The sequence below is a fragment of the Paenibacillus litoralis genome, from assembly GCF_046244365.1.
In the GTDB taxonomy this organism is placed as follows: domain Bacteria; phylum Bacillota; class Bacilli; order Paenibacillales; family NBRC-103111; genus Paenibacillus_V.
The window spans coordinates 2501391-2518874 of the sequence record NZ_CP176395.1 but is presented as its reverse complement, the minus strand read 5'-3'; the positions used below and the strand labels follow the sequence as shown (position 1 = coordinate 2518874).

Sequence of the window (17484 nt, the reverse complement as noted above, 5' to 3'; positions counted from 1 at the left end):
GTTACCTTACACCTCGTACCCCAACAGCCAATGCAAACGTCCAAGCTGAATACGGTCAGGCATCGCACGAAGCAGCGCGTTACGCATCCGGATCGCTGCAGGATGCTCCAGCTGGACCAAGCGTCCCATTCGCCGCGATTCGCGTACGATTCGGTTGGTACGCGCCATTCGGCGCTGCTCATAGGCAAGCAAAGCTGCCGGAATATCCGAAGGATGCTTTTCCAGGCAAGCCGCCAGCACAAGCGAGTCCTCAATGGCCTGTGCTCCTCCCTGACCCAGATTGGGAAGCATCGGATGAGCCGCATCGCCAAGCAGCGCAACGCATCCGTCGTGCCATGTCGAAGCAGGCTTGCGGTCAAAAATATCATGCGCAAGCACGGCAGCTCCCTCCGTCGCTTCGATGACCGCTTCAATCGGGTCGTACCATCCCCGAAAATGCTTAAGTGCCGCACGTTTACGCTCGCTTGCCGGTGCCATCGTCCCTTGCGGGGCATTGATTGCCGCAAACCAAAATATGCGGCCTTTTCCAAGATGGGAGAATCCGAAGCGTTTGCCAGGGCCCCAAGCCTCAAAGCCGCCTCCGGCAGCCATCGGATAACGCTCGTCGCGAAATACGGAAATGCCCCGCAGCGCGGTATAGCCTGAATAACGCAAAGGCGTATGGCCAAAGAGCCCTTCTCTCACGGTGGAATGAAGCCCGTCCGCACCTATTAGCAAATCCCCTTCAGCCCGGGTCCCGTCGGCGAAAGTTACGGTCACTTTCCCTTTGTTTTGTACCCAGTTTTCCAGCTTTTTGTTAAACTGCACGTCTGTGCCCGGAGCCAGTACATCGCTAAGAATGCCTCGCAGTTCCGCCCGGTGAATCAAATAGCTAGGGCTGCCATACCGCTCAGCTTGCTTCCGAGCCGGTAATTTCGTAATCAGTTTTCCGTCCCACGTACGGATTTCCGCCATTCCGACCTCCATTCCTTCCATCCGAACTCGTTCCGCTGCGCCTAGCTTACCGAGTGCCTTCATAGCATTGGCGGCCATAACAATCCCGGCTCCGCCTTCCGTTCGTTCCGAAGCTTTCTCGAAAATAACCGTCTCCCAGCCGGCCTTTTGCAAAGCGATCGCTGCGCAAAGCCCTCCGATACCGAAACCGGCAATCAGTGCTTTTTTACCGGATACCCCGCTGTGCCTCATGTTCTCCCCCCTTGCCTGCTTATCCTGACCCGATTCATACTTTCCCCGTACAGCAGTGTCTTGCTTTACTACCCTTACTATACTTTATTTTAAGAACCGCCGCGGCAAAAGAAAAACAGCACGAACCTCAAGGTCCGTGCCGCTCGTTTGACGATTATAAAATAATTTCCTGCCCGCTGTCGAACGACTTGACGATCGCCTCCGCAACCTCGATGCCATGCACCGCATCGTCGAACGACGTGTAGGTCGGAGCGTTTCCGCTCTCTACGCAGCCGCAAATGTAGTTCAGCTGATCGCGTAGCGCCCCCGTCGAGCTTCCATGAAACGTCTGGTGAATGAAGTAATCGGGCGATCTTCTCCCGGTGGCATCCCACAGCTGCAGATTCGAGCCGCTGTTCTCGAACTGCGCCGTACCGTTCGTTCCGATGATCTCCACCGCATCGTTCATAATAATCCCGGCTTCGTCCGGCGTCATCCAGTTGCTGTGCAGAGTCGCAATAACCCCGTTCGCAAATTCCAGGCTCGCCCACAAAATATCCGGTACGGCCGTATCGTTGACTTTCTTCCCGTAGGCCTTGACCTTCTTCACCCTGCTTCCGGCATACCAGATGGCAAGGTCCAGATCGTGAACCGACAATTCATAAACCGTATGCGTCCGTTTATAGGTGGTAAACATCGCTTTCGTACGTCCGCGCTTAAAGAACATGCTGTGCGGCGCGCCTATCCGTTCCGAACGGATCGCCTGATAAATATCCGCGTAACGCGGTTCAAAACGAAGCAGGTGGCCGGCGAAAATAAATTTGCCGTTCTTTTCCGCCGTTTCCTGCATCCCTACCGCCTCGCTCAGCTTCGTGGAGATCGGCTTTTCCACGAGCACATGCTTGCCCGACTCCAGCGCCCGAATCGCCGGCTCGAAATGGTTGTTCTCGAAGGTGGCGATGTTGACCAGCTGAATATCGTCCCGCTGCAGCAGCTCGGCGCTGTCCGTATACGCATGCGGCACGCCGAAACGCTCCGCAAGACTCCGCACTCTCTCGCCGTTCATATCGCATATGGCGACTACTTCTACTTGCGGCATGGAAGCATACGCTTCCAGATGACAGCTTCCCCAGCTGCCCAGTCCGATAATGCCTACTTTTACTTTACCCATTTTCTCCACTCCCTGTTCTAGATCATCGTTATGGCTCGGCCTTCAAGCCTGTTTTTCATAAGGGGCAACCGCGAAACGCAGACTTCTGACACTTTCATGACGGTATCGTCAGCCGCTTCTCAGCAGCAGCATCGGAACCGATTTGGGAGATACGATCTCCTCGCCGTCACGCTCTACCGCAAAGCGGCCGTATGCGCGGGAAGCAAAGCCAAAAGCTTATCGATATCCGCCGAATCGTTATAGCCGTGGATAGATGCGCGGAACCTGCCGTCTCCGCCCCAAACGAGCACGCCCTGCTCGCGCAGCGAATCCGCCAGCTCTCCGCCCCGCTCGAAGGCGACGGCGATATTGCCTGCCCGCTGCTGAGGATCCGCAGGCGTCATGACCGAATAGCCGAGAGCGGTAAGCTCACGGATCAGCCGTCCTCCCAGCTCCGCAATATGCTCCTCGATCCGATCGATTCCCGTCTCCAGCAACAGTCCGGTCGAGGCGTTCATCGCGTAGATCGAAGGATAGCTCGGATAACCGAGCTCGAACCTCCTGGCATCGTCCAGAAAATCGTAATCCTGGAAACGGCGGTCGTGGAAAATGCTCTTCACGCTTCTCCAGCCTACCGAGTGAGGAACCAGATCCTGCGTCCTTGCCGGATTGATGCCCAGAATGCCCAGTCCGTGTACGGCAAGTAGCCATTTGTACGAGCTGCTGACCACAAAGTCGGCTTCGTTCATGTCGACGGACACCGCACCGAGAGATTGGGTCACATCCAGCAAGAACAAAGCATCCGTCTTCTTCAGTTGCGCGTATAACGCTTTATGATCGAATCTCGCGCCGGACAAATAGCTTACATGACTGGCCATCACCAGCCTCGTGCGCGAATCGACCTGCTCCATCATGGCGTCGACCGATACTTGCCAGTCCGTATGCTCGACGATCCGTACCTCGACACCCTCGTTTTGCAGCTGCAGCACGGGCATAACGCCGGAAGGGTACTCCAGCGTATTAATGACGACGTTGTCGCCTTCTTTTAGTTCGAGCGCATGGACGATCGCCGTAATACATTCCGACGCATTGGAGAGCAAAGCGATGTCCTGCTCCCGGCCGTTCAGGAGCTTCGCGATGTTTCGCCTTAAGCTTTGCTCCGCTAGCGTATGCAGCTCCCGTCCCTCGGGCCCTTTTGCCCGGTTCTGCATATAGGTGTTCATCGCTTCGATGCATGTGATATGGGGAGGCGTCTCCGCCCCGCCATACAACCACGTAAATTTGTCCAAGCCGACAAAAGATTCTTTGCCGAGCAGCGCGTTCTTCATCGTCCTCTCCCCTTTCTCGTTCACCGCCCCGCTCACAGGTTCGGCGGAATATCCAACCGCTTAAAGCAGGCGTCCGCCTGCTCGATATGTCTCCACGCCTCGGACAACAAGTAAGGCCCATGCCCGGAAAACAACCGATCGAAGCCGCGCCGGTTCAATTTATCCATGCTGTCGGCATATTCCCCGATAAAACAATCCCATATGTTCTGGATGACGACCTTGCCGCCCGCGAATACAACATCTCCGGCAAAAAGCGAGCGCGTCCCCTCCAGCTCGAGTGCAAAGCTCACATGGCCGCGGCTGTGACCCGGCGTTTCGAGCACCTCCAGCTCCAGCTCGCCGACCGCGATCCGGTCTCCTTCGCGAACGCTCCGGGCAACGGGACACGCGGGATAGACGTAGTCGGCGGGATAAACGCCGGCCGCTATCGCCGCGCCGATGCTCGTCTTGTCTTTGTCTCCTTGCTCCAGCCACGGAGCGGCTTCGGCGGCCGCGATGACCTCCATGCCGTACTCCCGATGGAAATAGTACGCACCGCCGCCGTGATCGCCGTGAACGTGAGTCAGCAGCAGCCGCTTCACCTTCGCGACGTCGAAGCCGTCCTGCTCGATATTCGCAATAATCCGCTCCGGCGCAAGACCGCTTCCGGCGTCGATCAGCGCAAGCTCGCTCCCCCCGTCCAGCAAATAGACGTTGCAATCCATACGATGGGTCAATTCATGGCCGTGCTTGCCGCTTCCGACCAAGTAAATGCGATCCGATATCCGCATATTCGCTCCTCCTGTCCTTCCTAGCCATTGGATGGCCGCTCTGTCTAGATGTCAATCGGCTGCCAAAATTCATTTCCGCCGATTAGCTATGGGTATCGGCCTGCAGTTGGACACGTAACCGTTCCCGCTTCGGTTCGAACGCTCGCGAACTTAGCGGATACTATTCGCGTTCCCGGCTTCCGAACATCGTCGCCAGCTGCAAATAGTACTCCGCCGCTTGCTCGACCTCGCGGACAGGCACCCATTCCTCCCTCGAGTGCGCTTGTGCAATCGAGCCCGGCCCATACACGATCGTCGGGATGCCCTTGCGCTGCAGCTTGCTCGCGTCACTGGAATAGGGGACCCCGACCGGTTGCTCGTTTAGCCCGAGCTGCCGCGCCGCCCGCTGCGCCCAGGGTACGATCGAAGCGTCGGCCGGCGTATCGAGCGCCCAATCGAGCAGAAGCTCCCCGATCGTAAAACGGATTCCCTTCCCTTCCGCATATGCTTGAAGCCTTGCCGTAAAATCGGCCAGTACCTCATCCGGCCGTTCGCCGGGGATGATCCTGCGGTCGATCTGGATCGTGCAGCTCTCCGGCACGATATTGATTTGGGTGCCGCCGTTGATCGTCCCGACGACGATGGTCGGCGATCCGCAAAGCGGGTGGCGCCGCTGTGCCAGCTCCGGCTCGATCTCCTCGCGAATGAAGCGAAGCACCTCCATCATCTGATAGACGGCGCTGTCCCCCTGCTCCGGCATCGAGCTGTGCGCCGCCTTACCGTGCGTTTGCACCGTAAACCGGGCGCAGCCTTTGTGAGCGACGACGATGCCCATTTCCGTCGGTTCTCCGACTACGGCACCGTCAATCTTCATGTCAAGCCCCATAAAGGCGCGCAACCCGTAATATTCATGCTCTTCATCGACGGAAGCGCAGAAGACGAGATCCGCAGACAGCGCTTCCGGATTCCGCGCACATTGCTCGATCGTGTAGATCATCCCGGCCAGCGTACCCTTCGTATCGCAAGCTCCCCGGCCGTACAGCTTGCCGTCCCTATAACGAGGCGTCAGCGGATCGACCATCGAGCCCAGCGAAACGGTGTCCATATGGGACTCAAAAAGCAGCGTCGGCACCGGCTTGCCTGTTCTTAGCTCGATAATCAGGTTATCCCTGCCGGGAAAAACCGGTTGTCTTCTTACCGGTATGCCTGCAGCCTGCATCCGTTTCTCGATGTAATCGGCAACTTCCTTTTCCCCTTTCGCCCCGCTGTCGAAATGAGGGTTAACGCTTTCAATCCGGATCAAGTCTTCCAGAATAGCAACGGCAGGATGCTTCGCCGTTTCGGCTTCCACAGACATAAGAGTCTCTCCTTCGCTTGCTGAAATCGTACTGCCAGCTCCTTGAACATAATATATTATATATAATATATATTGGTCAATACTTATCTTATGACTGAATTCCATATCCGCTTGTCTTCAACGTGCCGGACTTTGCGGATTTTCGAGGCATTATTTACAGCCAATTGGACATATTGGGACGGTGTACAATTGTTTGTGTACCAAGAATTGGAGCCTAGTCAAGCAACAAAAAAGTAGGGTATTCTCGGGATTGCGACGTCACCAAGAAAGGAACCCTACTCATGGCAACTATACACGAAACAACCCTATCCGATCTATTTGAAAATCTTGTCACTCAGTTTGTTCAAGAAAATCTCGAGCGTATCATGAAAGCGGAAATGAATAGCTTCATGGACGATGACGAACGAGCTCAGCACAATAGCCGCAACGGGTATTACAAACGTTCTCTCCATACCAAGTTTGGGCATATCCAGGATTTACAGGTTCCGCGGGACCGTAACGGCGACTTCCAGACTCAAGTGTTTCAACCTTACCAGCGGCGTGACGGTTGGCTGGAGGAGGCGGTCATCCAGATGTACAAAAGCGGTATGGGTACCCGCGATGTTGCTCGTTTCATTGAAAGCATGTTTGGCAGCCATTACTCGCCTACCACCGTTAGTAACATTACGGCAACCGTACTGGAGGATATCCATGCGTGGCAGTCCAGGCCGCTCAAAAGACGCTACTCCGTCATTTACCTAGACGGCCTGTACGTCAAACTCAAGCGCAGCACGGTTAGCGGTGAAGCGATCTACTTTGCCATGGGCATCGATGAAGACGGACATCGGCAGATTCTCGGCTTTTACGTAGGCGGTCAAGAGAGTGCGAACGGTTGGCGCGACGTCTTGAAGGACCTGTACAAGCGCGGTGCTCAGGAAGTCTTGTTAGGCGTGTTTGACGGCCTTCCTGGGCTCGATGACGCTTTCCGTGAAACGTATCCGAAGGCTGACGTACAGCACTGTATAGTTCACAAGGTTCGGTCTACGTTTCCAAAGATTCGCGTGCAGGATAAGGTAGAATTTATCGACGATCTGAAAACAATCTACCACGCACTCGATCACGATCTGGCTATGGCTGCTTTCGATACCGTAAAGGCAAAATGGGGCAAGAAGTACCCGAGGGAAATGAAGTCCTGGGAGGATCAGCTTCCCACACTGCTCACCTTCTACAAGTACCCAGCGCTGATCAAAGAAGCCATTTATACCTCGAATCCCATCGAACGCATGAACAAAGAATTCCGGAAGCGGCTAAAACCAATGAACAGCTTAACAAACATTGACGCTGCCGAGAAGATCATTTATCTAGATACCATAGAGTATAATGAGCGCTTCGAGAACCGCGTCATTCGTGGGTTTGGAGATCCGGCGGTTAAGAAAAAACTGACTGAGATCTTTGAGGAACGCTATCCGGCTTCAACAGCTAAAGAGGAATAAAAAACCAGCTCCCGCGCCTTCGCTTGGGCTCTGTCCTCCTCCGCCAAAAAAATCGTCAGAACATTCAAACATTTAAAAAGCAAGTGATTATCCATCGTTCCGATGGATCCCCCTACAACCTTACACAAACTTCTTGACGCTACCCATATTGGACGGGATAACGGATTTCCGCGATCTTATTGGCCCGCTTTGGATCAAGAAAATGCCGGAAATGGCGTAATAACGCCTCCGAAATCCGCTATTGCTTGAATGTCGTAGCATACGTTGCAATAAGCACTCGAAAGTCCGCTATCCTATCCTTTACATGCAAAAAAGCTGCCCGCAGGCAGCTTTCCTTAGAAGAAGCCGGCGCCGGTGCCCGCTTCCTCCAATCTTCTTATAACCAAGTCTTCTCCTCCAGCTCGTCTCCTTCCGCTTCGAGTCCGTTCAGTTCCACGAAGTCGCAATACGAGCGGTAAATATGTCTGCGCATCGTTTTCTCGGCCGCATCCGGCTCCCGTCGTTTCATCGCCTCGATCAGCTCGCCGTGCTGCATGACCTCGTTCTGCTTCGTTTTCTTCGTCCCAAGCATCCGGTTGACGAGCAAAATATGAAACGAGATCGACTGGTAGGTCGTGATCAGACGGCTATGCTTCGATAAGCTCATGATCGTTTCGTGAATGTGGAAGGAGTCGTCCAGCAAATATTCCACCGTACTGTCCTGCAGCTTTTCTATCATTTGATTGTAGAAGCGCTCGAGCTCGTCGATATCTTCGTCCGTAGCGTTCTGCACGGCAAGCCGGATCGCCAAGCCTTCAAGCATCGCGCGAATCGAATAGATTTCGAATACGTCCTTCTTGTCGAGCGTGCATACCATCGGTCCTTTATTCGGAACGACGGTAATGATCCCCTCTCCCTGAAGCCTGCGGATGGCCTCGCGGACCGGCGTCTGGCTGATGCCGAGCTCCTGAGCCAGCTTCGTCTCCACGATCCGGTCTCCCGGATTAAGCTGACCGCTTGCGATCTGCTGCTTGATGTATAGGATCAAATCTTCGCTGATGCTCTGTCTGGGCGGAAAAACAGGTTTATTCATGTACTCACCACTAACTCCTCTAATCTCAAACTTTTCTGAAGCCATGTAGAGCGGCGTGCATATACGGCTTCCGTTCTATAGTCTATATAATCTATTATAACGGATGCGAGTCGTTTCCCCAAGTTTCTGTTGTCATTTCTCCGCGCTTCAGTTATATAATGTATTATATATAATATTTTATAGCTTGTATAGAAAGGAACATCCCTCCTATGAGCGAAAAAAATTACGAGTTCCGCAAGCGGCTTGAAGTCGTCCACAAACCCGACCGCCGCGATCCGAACGTTCGCGCCTCCGCACAAGAAGTCGAAATTACCGACGAATGGCGCATCGTCATCGCCAAAGACGCCGGTCCTGTCGTACTGAACGTGGCTAAAGACTTGCAGGATTACTTGCTTGTCAGTATGGACGTATCCGTCCCCGTTCGCCGAGTGTCCGATCCCGCACTCGCGGCTTCGTCGGAAGAGAACGTCATCGTGCTTGCCGAACGCAGGCAGCTTCCCGCACTCGGCCAAAACCTGACCGAGCCGCGCAGCTACCGGTTATTCGCCGAAGCGAACCGCATTACGGTATGCGGCTTCGACGAGCGGGGCGTCGGCCAAGGCAGCTATTTCCTCGAGGACTTGATGAACCTGAAGGAAGCGCCGATCGTCAGCCGGCAGGATATAACGCGTGCTCCCCTTTTCTCCCCGCGCATGGTGCACTCCGGATGGGGATTGGATCACTACCCGGATGCGCACCTGAACGCGATGGCCCATGCGGGGATCGACGCCATCCTTATTTTCGTCAAGGATGTCAACGAAACGCCGGACGGCTTTCTCGATTTCAATTATTTGATCGACCGCGCGAATCTTCACGGGCTTGACGTATACGCTTACAGCTACATTACAAGCCGCAAGCATCCGGATGCGCCGGATGCCGAGGAGTACTACGACGGAACGTACGGCAAGCTGTTTGCCGCCTGCCCGCGCTTGAAGGGTGTCATTTTCGTAGGCGAATCCTGCGAGTTTCCGAGTCTCGACCCCAACACGACGGGGATGCTGCGCCTCGAATGGCCCAAGGATAAACCGCAGACGAAGGTCAGCCCAGGCTGGTGGCCTTGCGTCGACTTCCCGCAGTGGCTGAACATGATCAAGAAGGTCGTCCGCAAGCATAACGAGAAGGCGGATATCGTGTTCTGGACGTACAACTGGGGCTGGGCGCCGGAAGAGCCGCGCCTTAACCTGATCCGATCGATTCCGGACGACATCACCTTGCTGGTCACATTCGAAATGTTCGAGCAGATCAAGCATGAGCACGTCACGAACGTTTGCGTCGACTATACGGTGTCGTTCGAAGGACCCGGCCGCTATTTCACCAGCGAGGCGCAAGCGGCCAGCGAAAGAGGCATCAAGCTTTACACGATGTGCAACACGGGCGGCTTGACTTGGGATATCGGCGTCATCCCCTATGAGCCCGTTCCTTTCCAATGGGCCAGAAGACATGCAGCCCTGCTCGAAGCAAGGGACAAATGGGGCTTGTCGGGCCTCATGGAATCCCACCACTTCGGCTGGTGGCCTTCCTTCTTGAACGATTTGACGAAGGCGGCTTATTGGAGCGCGCCGGCTCCGGCCGAGGATATTTTCGCGGCGGTCGCGAAGCGCGATTACGGCGCGGAAGCCGCTCCGTACGTGCTGGACGCTTGGCGGCACTGGAGCGAAGGCATCCGCCACTACATCCCGACCAACGAAGACCAATACGGCCCGTTCCGGATCGGTCCGTCGTATCCGTTCATTTTCCGCAACGGGGTCAGTATTCCGGAATCGAAGCATGCGATGTTCGGCACCGAAATCGTCAACGCGCATTATCAGCCTGCCGAAAGCGCGCGCCAGTCGCTTGGCGCTTCTCGCTTCGACGTCGAGCTCCGCAGCCTCGGCCGCATGCTCGAGCTGTGGGAGCAGGGCAACGAGGCGCTGCGTAAGGCGCTGCAGCTAACGCCAGAAGCCAAGTTGACCGAGGGTAGGCGTCTGCTCGGCATGAACGAGTTCATCGTGCTGACGATCCGTACCGTCATCCACGCCAAAGAGTGGTGGAAGCTGAAGCAGCGCTTGTTCATCGAAGCGGATCCGCTTAAGGCTGCAACCCTGCTTGACGAGCTGGTGAAGATCGCCGAGGCCGAGCTGGTCAACGCCGAGGCGGCCATTCCGCTGACAGAAGCCGATTCTAGGCTTGGCTGGGAGCCCAGCATGGATTACATGACCGATCCCGATCATTTGCACTGGAAAATCAGGCAAATCCGCAGCCTGCTCGACAGCGAGCTGCCGGGGTACAGGAAAAGCTTGGCATTGACCGATCTCGAGCTCATTTGAGCGAAAGAACCGCCTGATCAACATCTCTTATACCATCGCAAAATGTAAAGCCCGCCATCCTCGCTACTGGAGAATGACGGGCTTTCTGCTCCGCTTCGGCACTTGAAGGAGGGATCGCCTCCTTGATTCACCGGTACCGCGTAAAGCTGCCACGTACATGATTCTCGCCATCGACGAAATTCTTATTCACGAAAAAAAGCGCCGCTACCAGGATTCCGGCTGTTCCATAGGCTCTAGGAACAGTTATCCTGCAGCGGCAGCTTGGGTAATGAACGGTTTCTCCGGTAGACGATATCGTTTATCTCGAGCTTGGCGGTGTATTACTTAAGGGATTCCATAACCTGTTTGGCTCTCGTCTCTTCACCCTTCTGAGTTTCAATGTTTCGTTTGAAAATCTCATCCAGCCTATTAATAGCCGTTTCCGCGTCGATCTGTCCTTGCGCCGTTTGAACGAGAACATCGGCGGCTATCGTCCGGCCGAATGGTTCCTTATCGTATACGCTGATCCTCTTGGATACAGGCGCAAGCTTGCCGAAAACCAACTTTCCGGCATTTGCGGGATCGGAGGTCTGCGCATGTTTCCGTATCGTCTCATTCATTAAGGAAGAGTCCGATTGGGGGCCGACAACTGACAACTGATATTCTTCGGATGTCAGGAGATCGATGATTTGAAACGCTAAATCCTTATGGGCGCTTTTCGGTCCGATTCCAATAATACTCGACAATCCGCCAGCTCCGGCCCCTCCTTGTGCCTGGAATGTCGGATAGGTTATTTTTTCCCAACTGCCGCTCGTATTTGGATTGACTGGCGGATTCAGGGCCATAGCCGTTTGATTGTCCACCTTCGGTTCCACATTTGCACCTATCGGAGGCTCATAAACTTGCTTCCAAAATTGTATAAAACTTTTCCAGTTGTTCTGGCCTGCTGCCGAATCGACATAATTCAAACCGAATTGATGAGCAAACTTAGCCATATGATACGGTTCGATTACCAGGCCTCTGTAGGTAACGCCATCCTTCGTGCCGGATACTTTCTTGGATAGCTCAAGAATATTCTCCCATGACATTCCATTTTGGGGATACGCCATCCCAAATGCATCGAAGACGGTCTTGTTGTAAAAAAACTGCGGGCGCATTACGCTGAAAGGAAATCCATAGACTTGTCCCTGATCGCCATAAGCCAGTATTTCGTCCCACAGCGTGGGGTCAAATCGATTCGTATCGACCCGATACTTTGAAATGAACGGCTTTAAATCTAACGAATACCTGATTTTGAACGCTTCGGGTACGCTGGAATAGGCGTTATCAAGCCATATATCCGGAGCCTTCCCATCCTCTAAATGCTGCAAAAGGCTTACCGGCCTCTCGGGCGGAAAAACTCTGGCAATCGGGTTTACTTGCACGTGCGGAAACTTTTTTTTGATCGGATCTGCAATATTTTTACGAAACATCTCGTTATCCGTATAATCCATGAAAAAGGTCAAGGTTACCGGTTCAACCGTTTTTTTCGTATACGTGCTATCTTCACATCCCGAAAACACGGTAAAGCAAACAAGCGAAATGATGAGAAACGTCATTTTTTTCATGAATTCCACTCCCTTTACACGCACGCAAGTAACGTTTTATTGATACCATTTCGCCTGCATATGGAACATTTTGGCATATTCCTGATTTAAGGCCATCAATTGTTCGTGATTTCCTTGCTCGACAAGCTCTCCGTTTTTTAGAACCAAAATGTGATCCGCCAGACGGCAGCTCCCCAACCGATGAGAAATAAAAAAGGAAGTCCTGCCTTCCGTCAACATCTTGAATTTTTCAAATACCGCCGCCTCAACCAAAGGGTCTAATGCCGCTGTCGGTTCGTCCAATATAATAATCTGTGAATCCTTGAAAAAAGCCCGACTTAGCGCTATTTTTTGCCACTGGCCGATCGAAAGCTCCCTTCCGCCGTTAAACGCCGACCCAAGCTGCATATCGAAGCCTTGCGGAAGATGCTTGATAACCTCATCGGCACCACCTTTCGATGCAGCCGCCTCCATCTTTGCCATATCGAAAAGAAATTCAATATCTCCAAACCCGATATTTTCTCGAACCGTCAGCTGGTATTTTACGTAATCTTGAAAAATGGCAGAAATATGTTTTCTGAGCTCCGCCTCTGCTATTTCTTTTATATCTACATCATCGAAAGCAATGTATCCCTCCCGAACGGGGTACAGCCCGATTAAACACTTGATCAAAGTTGTTTTTCCTGCCCCGTTTTCACCGACGATGACAACTTTTTTGCCGGCTTCAACATGAAAGGTAATGTTTTTTAGTGTCGGGTCTTGCCTTCCGGGATAATGAAAAGATAATCCGTCCACGAACACCCCTTTTTGAATCGGATACGGCATGGCTTGAAACGCTGTAGAACGCTTCTCTTCCGGCAATTGCAAAAAGCTGTACAGCTCGTTTGCCGATAACGAATACTCGAACAATCTTGCCGCGTTGCCCGTCAGGACTTGGATATGATTCTGAATAGCCAATAAAGCTTGCGAATAAGCCATATACTGCCCGATTGAAAAGCTTACCCTTGTGCCATGCCAGATCAGTACGCCGATTGCCCCGGTTAGTGCGCAGATATTAATGCCATCGGTCCAAAGGAACAGTTTGGAAGATTTCTTTTCCAGCTGGAATTGCTCGTTCGCATTTTTCCAAAAAACCGAATGCCAAATGCTTCGCAAATATTGATCCGTTCCGAAAACTCTAATTTCGCCGGAAGCCTCTTTTCCGTTTAACAGACCGAATAGGTAACTTTCTTTTCTTGCCTCGGGCGTTTGCTGAAATATTTGGGTGAACTTTAATTGGCCGGTGTATAGGTAAGCGACGAAGCTTGGAACGGATAACAGCAAAACCGCAATCAAAAAAAAGTAATGCAACTGAACCAATAAAATCATAAACGAACAAAGCGTAATCGATTGTTGCATAATTCGTACAATGATTTCGATCATTTCAATGCCCTTTTGTCCCGAGGACGCTCTTCTCAGATGGTCATGAAAATCGGCCTGGTCAAAGTATAATAAAGATATTCGGGAAGCTTTTTGCGCGATGAGGTCGTTTAAACGATATCTGGTTTTTTGTTGCAATTGAAGCAATGCGAGACGATCGATTGCCGTAACCGCTTTTTCGAAAAGCATAATGAACAATTGGAACACCAAATAGGTAATCGATATGTATAAGTTTTCATTCGTTTTAAATAAAGACGTAACGGAATCGATAAGCTTAATCGTGATCCATACGTTAATGAGCGGAATAAAAGAAAGGATAAGGCGGTTAATCAAAACATAAATCAACAAGCGAGGCGCAGAGTCCCACACCGACGATAAAAGAAAACGAGCCATTGCAAAAACGTTGAGCAGCTTGTTTTTCCCGTTTACTCGAATAGGGTTTGCATCGACGAAGTTATTGTTCATGAAACGGTATCCTTTCAAACTTGAAACGCATTCACACTCATGCTTTTGACAAGAGAGGGCGTGAAAACACGCCCTCTCTTTCGGTGCTTCCTCTTAGCAGCATGTAGAATAAGAACCGCCAAAACCCTCCGGACAATCATAATACACCGTTCCAATGTAACCGCCGTTTGGAGAGCACAATACGGTTGAACAATAACGATCTACTTCCCAGCACATATTTTTCACCTCCTTTCAAAGCCTGGTCCGAAATACGGCTAACTTGCTTTTCCTTTGTTTGCATAAGCGGAGCCAATCAAAATGCTCAAATGTTCACCGCTATTTACAATCCCCTTCGATAAAACCTTTCCCTCCGGAGACAGATAATAGGCGAAAGGAAAACCTTTTACGCCGAATTCCTCCAGCTGTTCATGCTGCAACCGGACAACAGGTACGGATATGTCGTAATGAGCGGCTTTTTGACTCACATCTTCCGCATTCCCGACCATCATGATCGTCATCTGGAATCCGGGACGGGATTTAAGGAACGAAGAAATAGAAGGATATAGCGTATTGCAGGCATCGCAAGAAACGGCAGTAAACGCGACAACCGATCCTTTTATGTTTTTGGAAGATAGCGAAACGTCTTCACCAAGAAAAGTTTGCAAGCGAAGCTTCGGAAAAACGGTTCCGTAGGCAAATCCGGCATCTTTCATTCCAAGTTCACGCCGAAACATTCGCCTCTGTATGTACAGATTGATTACTGCAAAACTACAAATAATAAGTAATAGCCATTGAAAAATTGATGAGGCGATAAATGTATCGGACATAACGATCCTCCTTATTGTTCTTACTTAAGGTCTTCGAGGCTTATTCACTCTACTGTCTATGATTGATGTCATTAAAGCGTAATTCAGGATGATAGAAACAGAAAGAAAGATGGCATTTACTAGATCGAAGGAAGAGGAATTGTTGTAATCAATTTCTTCTTTTGAGATTACGAGAATAACAGTAAGAGTCAGTATGACTGAGATTTTTATCAATGTGCTCCATCCGAACTTTTCAGGCGCCAGCTCGCCAAAGCAATTGCATTCTATTTTTTGAGCGTTATGCATGGCCCTCCAGACAGCCCAGCCGAAACAAAAAAGCAAAATAATAACGAGAAGTTCTCCATAGCCGCGAGTAACGCGAAAGATAAGAAACGCTGCGGCCGCTATTTCAAGTAGAGGTACAAAGTATTTGGCCGCTGTGCCAAACCGATTCATCAATCCAAGTTGCTCCAAAGTAGCCTCGAAATCTCTCAGCTTCATTAATTTTGAAACCCCTGAAAAAGTGAAAACGATGAACAAAAAGATGCATATAACTCCGGGTACCGTCATTTTGCTCTCTCCCCTACAATCGTTATGTTGATTACGCACATCGCCCTGATTAGGGATAAATTAACAAAACACCCCGATGATGTAAATATACAGTTTTCTTATCATATACCTTTTTTGATATTCCCCCCATTTTACCGGCACTTATCCGGCGAAGACGGCTCCGCTCTCAGATCAAACTAGTGCGCGATGGCGCCGCTATGAATAACGGTCAAGCGGTGAAAGCTGAGGACTAGCCATAACGCCTCACCCTTTCGTAGCTTGCCTTGCTAAACTTATCGTGCGGTACGATTTTGATCGTATCGAACGTGACCGCGGGAGGAAAGAGACACGTTATGCACTAGGTTCCTTTTTTTGCCAAATGGCAAGTTACATTCCTTATGCATGGTTCATTTATTTGCGATTAAACGCCAAAAGCCTACTCCGGTGCGGCTTTCGAGCCGAGCACCCGTTCCCGGTATCCTGCCGGCATCAAAATCTGGAATTCCCCCTTCAGCAGCTCGCCCCCTCCGATTGGACAGGGCTACTCTCCAAGCTTATAATGATTGACATCGAGGTAAACGCTATTATAAAGAACGGAAACCGAGGGGGAACGGCAAAGTCATGAATCGGGAGCAAGGATTGGCTGAATTGGACCGTACGGGGATTATCGCTATCGTACGCGGTGTGGAAGAGCGTCATATCGTGCAAGTGGCGGAAGCGCTGTTGGCAGGCGGCATCACGGTCATGGAGATCACGCTCAATACGAGCGGCGCGCTGCCGATGATCGGAGAGCTGCAGCGGCAGTTCGGGGAACGCATGTACATCGGCGCCGGGACCGTGCTGGATCCGGACGACGCCCGCCAAGCGATTGAAGCGGGGGCGTCTTTTCTCGTAACGCCGAATATGGAAGAAGACGTGATCCGCTATTCGGTAAGCCGCGGCATCCCGATTTATCCGGGAGCGATGACGCCGACGGAAATCGTAAAAGCTTGGAAAGCCGGTGCGACGGCCGTCAAGCTGTTCCCAAGCTCCGGACTCGGGCTGCCTTACATCAAGGAGCTGCAAGGTCCGCTCAACCACATTCCGATGGTTGCCGTCGGCGGCGTCAACGAGCAGAACATCGGCGACTTTTTCCGTGCAGGCTGCAAGGCTGTCGGTATCGGCGGCTCGCTGATCCATTTGAAGGAAATCGCCGCAGGCAACTTCGGCTTTATCGCAGACAAAACGCGCAAGCTGCTCGAAGCGTCAGGCAAGCTTTCCTGAAGCAAGGCAAACGAAAAGCATCCGGTTCTCCATATGGGGGAGGCCGGATGCTTTTTGTTTATAAAGACGATTTCAAATCGACGGCTTTGACGGCCGGGCTATCTTGGATTAGCGACAGCAGCCGGTCGATCCTGTAAGCGTTCGGCAGCTTGATCGACATTTGAAGCTCGATTTCCGCCTCTTCCTTATCGTGCTTCTCGGCATGGAAGCTGACAATCGAGATTTGTTGATCCGCCAGCAGCTTGCGAATGCTCTCGACTACGCCGGACTCGTCGGCTACCCTAAGCTCGATCTGCTCCACCTTCGGCGCCGCCAGCCATCCGAACGGCCCGTGCAGCAGCTTTTGTCCGGCAAGCAGCAAAAGCGTAACCGCGACACCTACCCAGTACAAGCCGGCGCCGATGGCGAGCCCCATTCCTGCCGTCGTCCAAATGCCCGCCGCTGTCGTCAACCCTTTGATCGTTTGCCGCTGCAAAAAAATCATGCCCGCACCGAGAAAGCTGACGCCGCTTACGACCTGAGCCGCAATACGCGAAGGGTCGAGCGCGATCCCGTCCTTGCCGAGTTCGTCCTGAAATCCGTATTTCGACACGATCATCATAAGCGCAGCCCCGATGCCCACTACAAAATGGGTCCGAATCCCCGCTTCCTTCATCCGGTTTTTGCGCTCATACCCGATCAAAGCGCCGCAAACCCCGGCAAACAGAAGTCTTCCGAAAAGCTCAACCTGCATAAGATCAACCTCCGTATTGGAATGATGTATGAGTAGAGCGTTTGCGACGAAGCGCTCAAGCAAGGTGG

The 17484-nt window shown here is 52.1% G+C and carries 14 protein-coding genes; 3 read left to right on the top strand and 11 right to left on the bottom strand.

The features are described from left to right. Positions 1-6 precede the first annotated feature (6 nt). From ACKGJP_RS10140 to ACKGJP_RS10120, 5 genes are all read right to left on the bottom strand, one after another. Complete coding sequence (locus tag ACKGJP_RS10140) at positions 7-1185, bottom strand: FAD-dependent monooxygenase (RefSeq protein WP_409345533.1); 1179 nt, start codon at positions 1183-1185, stop codon at positions 7-9. A gap of 154 nt (positions 1186-1339) precedes the next feature. Then, on the bottom strand, positions 1340-2335 hold the full coding sequence (locus ACKGJP_RS10135) for a Gfo/Idh/MocA family protein (protein ID WP_409345532.1): 996 nt from the start codon (positions 2333-2335) through the stop codon (positions 1340-1342). Between the two features lie 173 nt (positions 2336-2508). Continuing rightward, positions 2509-3642, bottom strand: a complete 1134-nt coding sequence (locus ACKGJP_RS10130) for an aminotransferase class V-fold PLP-dependent enzyme (RefSeq protein WP_409345531.1) — start codon at positions 3640-3642, stop codon at positions 2509-2511. Positions 3643-3674: 32 nt separating this feature from the next. Then, entirely contained in the window at positions 3675-4412 is a 738-nt protein-coding gene (locus tag ACKGJP_RS10125; RefSeq protein ID WP_409345530.1) for an MBL fold metallo-hydrolase, read from the bottom strand. Positions 4413-4572: 160 nt separating this feature from the next. Beyond that, on the bottom strand, positions 4573-5748 hold the full coding sequence (locus ACKGJP_RS10120) for a M20 family metallopeptidase (RefSeq protein ID WP_409345529.1): 1176 nt from the start codon (positions 5746-5748) through the stop codon (positions 4573-4575). Between the two features lie 281 nt (positions 5749-6029). Here ACKGJP_RS10120 and ACKGJP_RS10115 point away from each other — a divergent pair, with 281 nt between their 5' ends. Next, positions 6030-7220, top strand: coding sequence for an IS256 family transposase (locus ACKGJP_RS10115; protein ID WP_409345074.1), 1191 nt, complete (start codon positions 6030-6032; stop codon positions 7218-7220). 376 nt (positions 7221-7596) lie between these two features. On the opposite strand, the gene ACKGJP_RS10110 is transcribed toward ACKGJP_RS10115, so the two are convergent. Continuing rightward, positions 7597-8292, bottom strand: a complete 696-nt coding sequence (locus tag ACKGJP_RS10110; protein ID WP_409345528.1) for a GntR family transcriptional regulator — start codon at positions 8290-8292, stop codon at positions 7597-7599. Between the two features lie 209 nt (positions 8293-8501). Between ACKGJP_RS10110 and ACKGJP_RS10105 the strand changes: the two genes are divergently transcribed. Then, entirely contained in the window at positions 8502-10637 is a 2136-nt protein-coding gene (locus ACKGJP_RS10105) for a hypothetical protein (RefSeq protein ID WP_409345527.1), read from the top strand. Positions 10638-10957: 320 nt separating this feature from the next. Here the strand turns inward: ACKGJP_RS10105 and ACKGJP_RS10100 are convergent, their stop codons facing one another. The 4 genes from ACKGJP_RS10100 to ACKGJP_RS10085 form a co-directional block, all read right to left on the bottom strand. Beyond that, on the bottom strand, positions 10958-12223 hold the full coding sequence (locus ACKGJP_RS10100) for an ABC transporter substrate-binding protein (RefSeq protein ID WP_409345526.1): 1266 nt from the start codon (positions 12221-12223) through the stop codon (positions 10958-10960). Between the two features lie 36 nt (positions 12224-12259). Beyond that, entirely contained in the window at positions 12260-14086 is a 1827-nt protein-coding gene (locus ACKGJP_RS10095; RefSeq protein ID WP_409345525.1) for an ABC transporter ATP-binding protein, read from the bottom strand. 254 nt (positions 14087-14340) lie between these two features. Further along, positions 14341-14892 carry a TlpA family protein disulfide reductase gene (locus ACKGJP_RS10090; RefSeq protein ID WP_409345524.1) on the bottom strand — a complete coding sequence of 184 codons (552 nt, stop codon included), beginning with the start codon at positions 14890-14892 and terminating at the stop codon, positions 14341-14343. Between the two features lie 24 nt (positions 14893-14916). After that, the gene (locus ACKGJP_RS10085) at positions 14917-15441 is read right to left on the bottom strand and encodes a MauE/DoxX family redox-associated membrane protein (RefSeq protein ID WP_409345523.1); all 525 of its coding nucleotides are present in this window, start codon (positions 15439-15441) and stop codon (positions 14917-14919) included. A 600-nt stretch (positions 15442-16041) separates the two neighbouring features. Between ACKGJP_RS10085 and ACKGJP_RS10080 the strand changes: the two genes are divergently transcribed. Continuing rightward, complete coding sequence (locus tag ACKGJP_RS10080; protein WP_409345522.1) at positions 16042-16683, top strand: bifunctional 4-hydroxy-2-oxoglutarate aldolase/2-dehydro-3-deoxy-phosphogluconate aldolase; 642 nt, start codon at positions 16042-16044, stop codon at positions 16681-16683. Between the two features lie 58 nt (positions 16684-16741). Here the strand turns inward: ACKGJP_RS10080 and ACKGJP_RS10075 are convergent, their stop codons facing one another. Beyond that, the gene (locus ACKGJP_RS10075; RefSeq protein ID WP_409345521.1) at positions 16742-17416 is read right to left on the bottom strand and encodes an MgtC/SapB family protein; all 675 of its coding nucleotides are present in this window, start codon (positions 17414-17416) and stop codon (positions 16742-16744) included. Positions 17417-17484 lie beyond the last annotated feature (68 nt).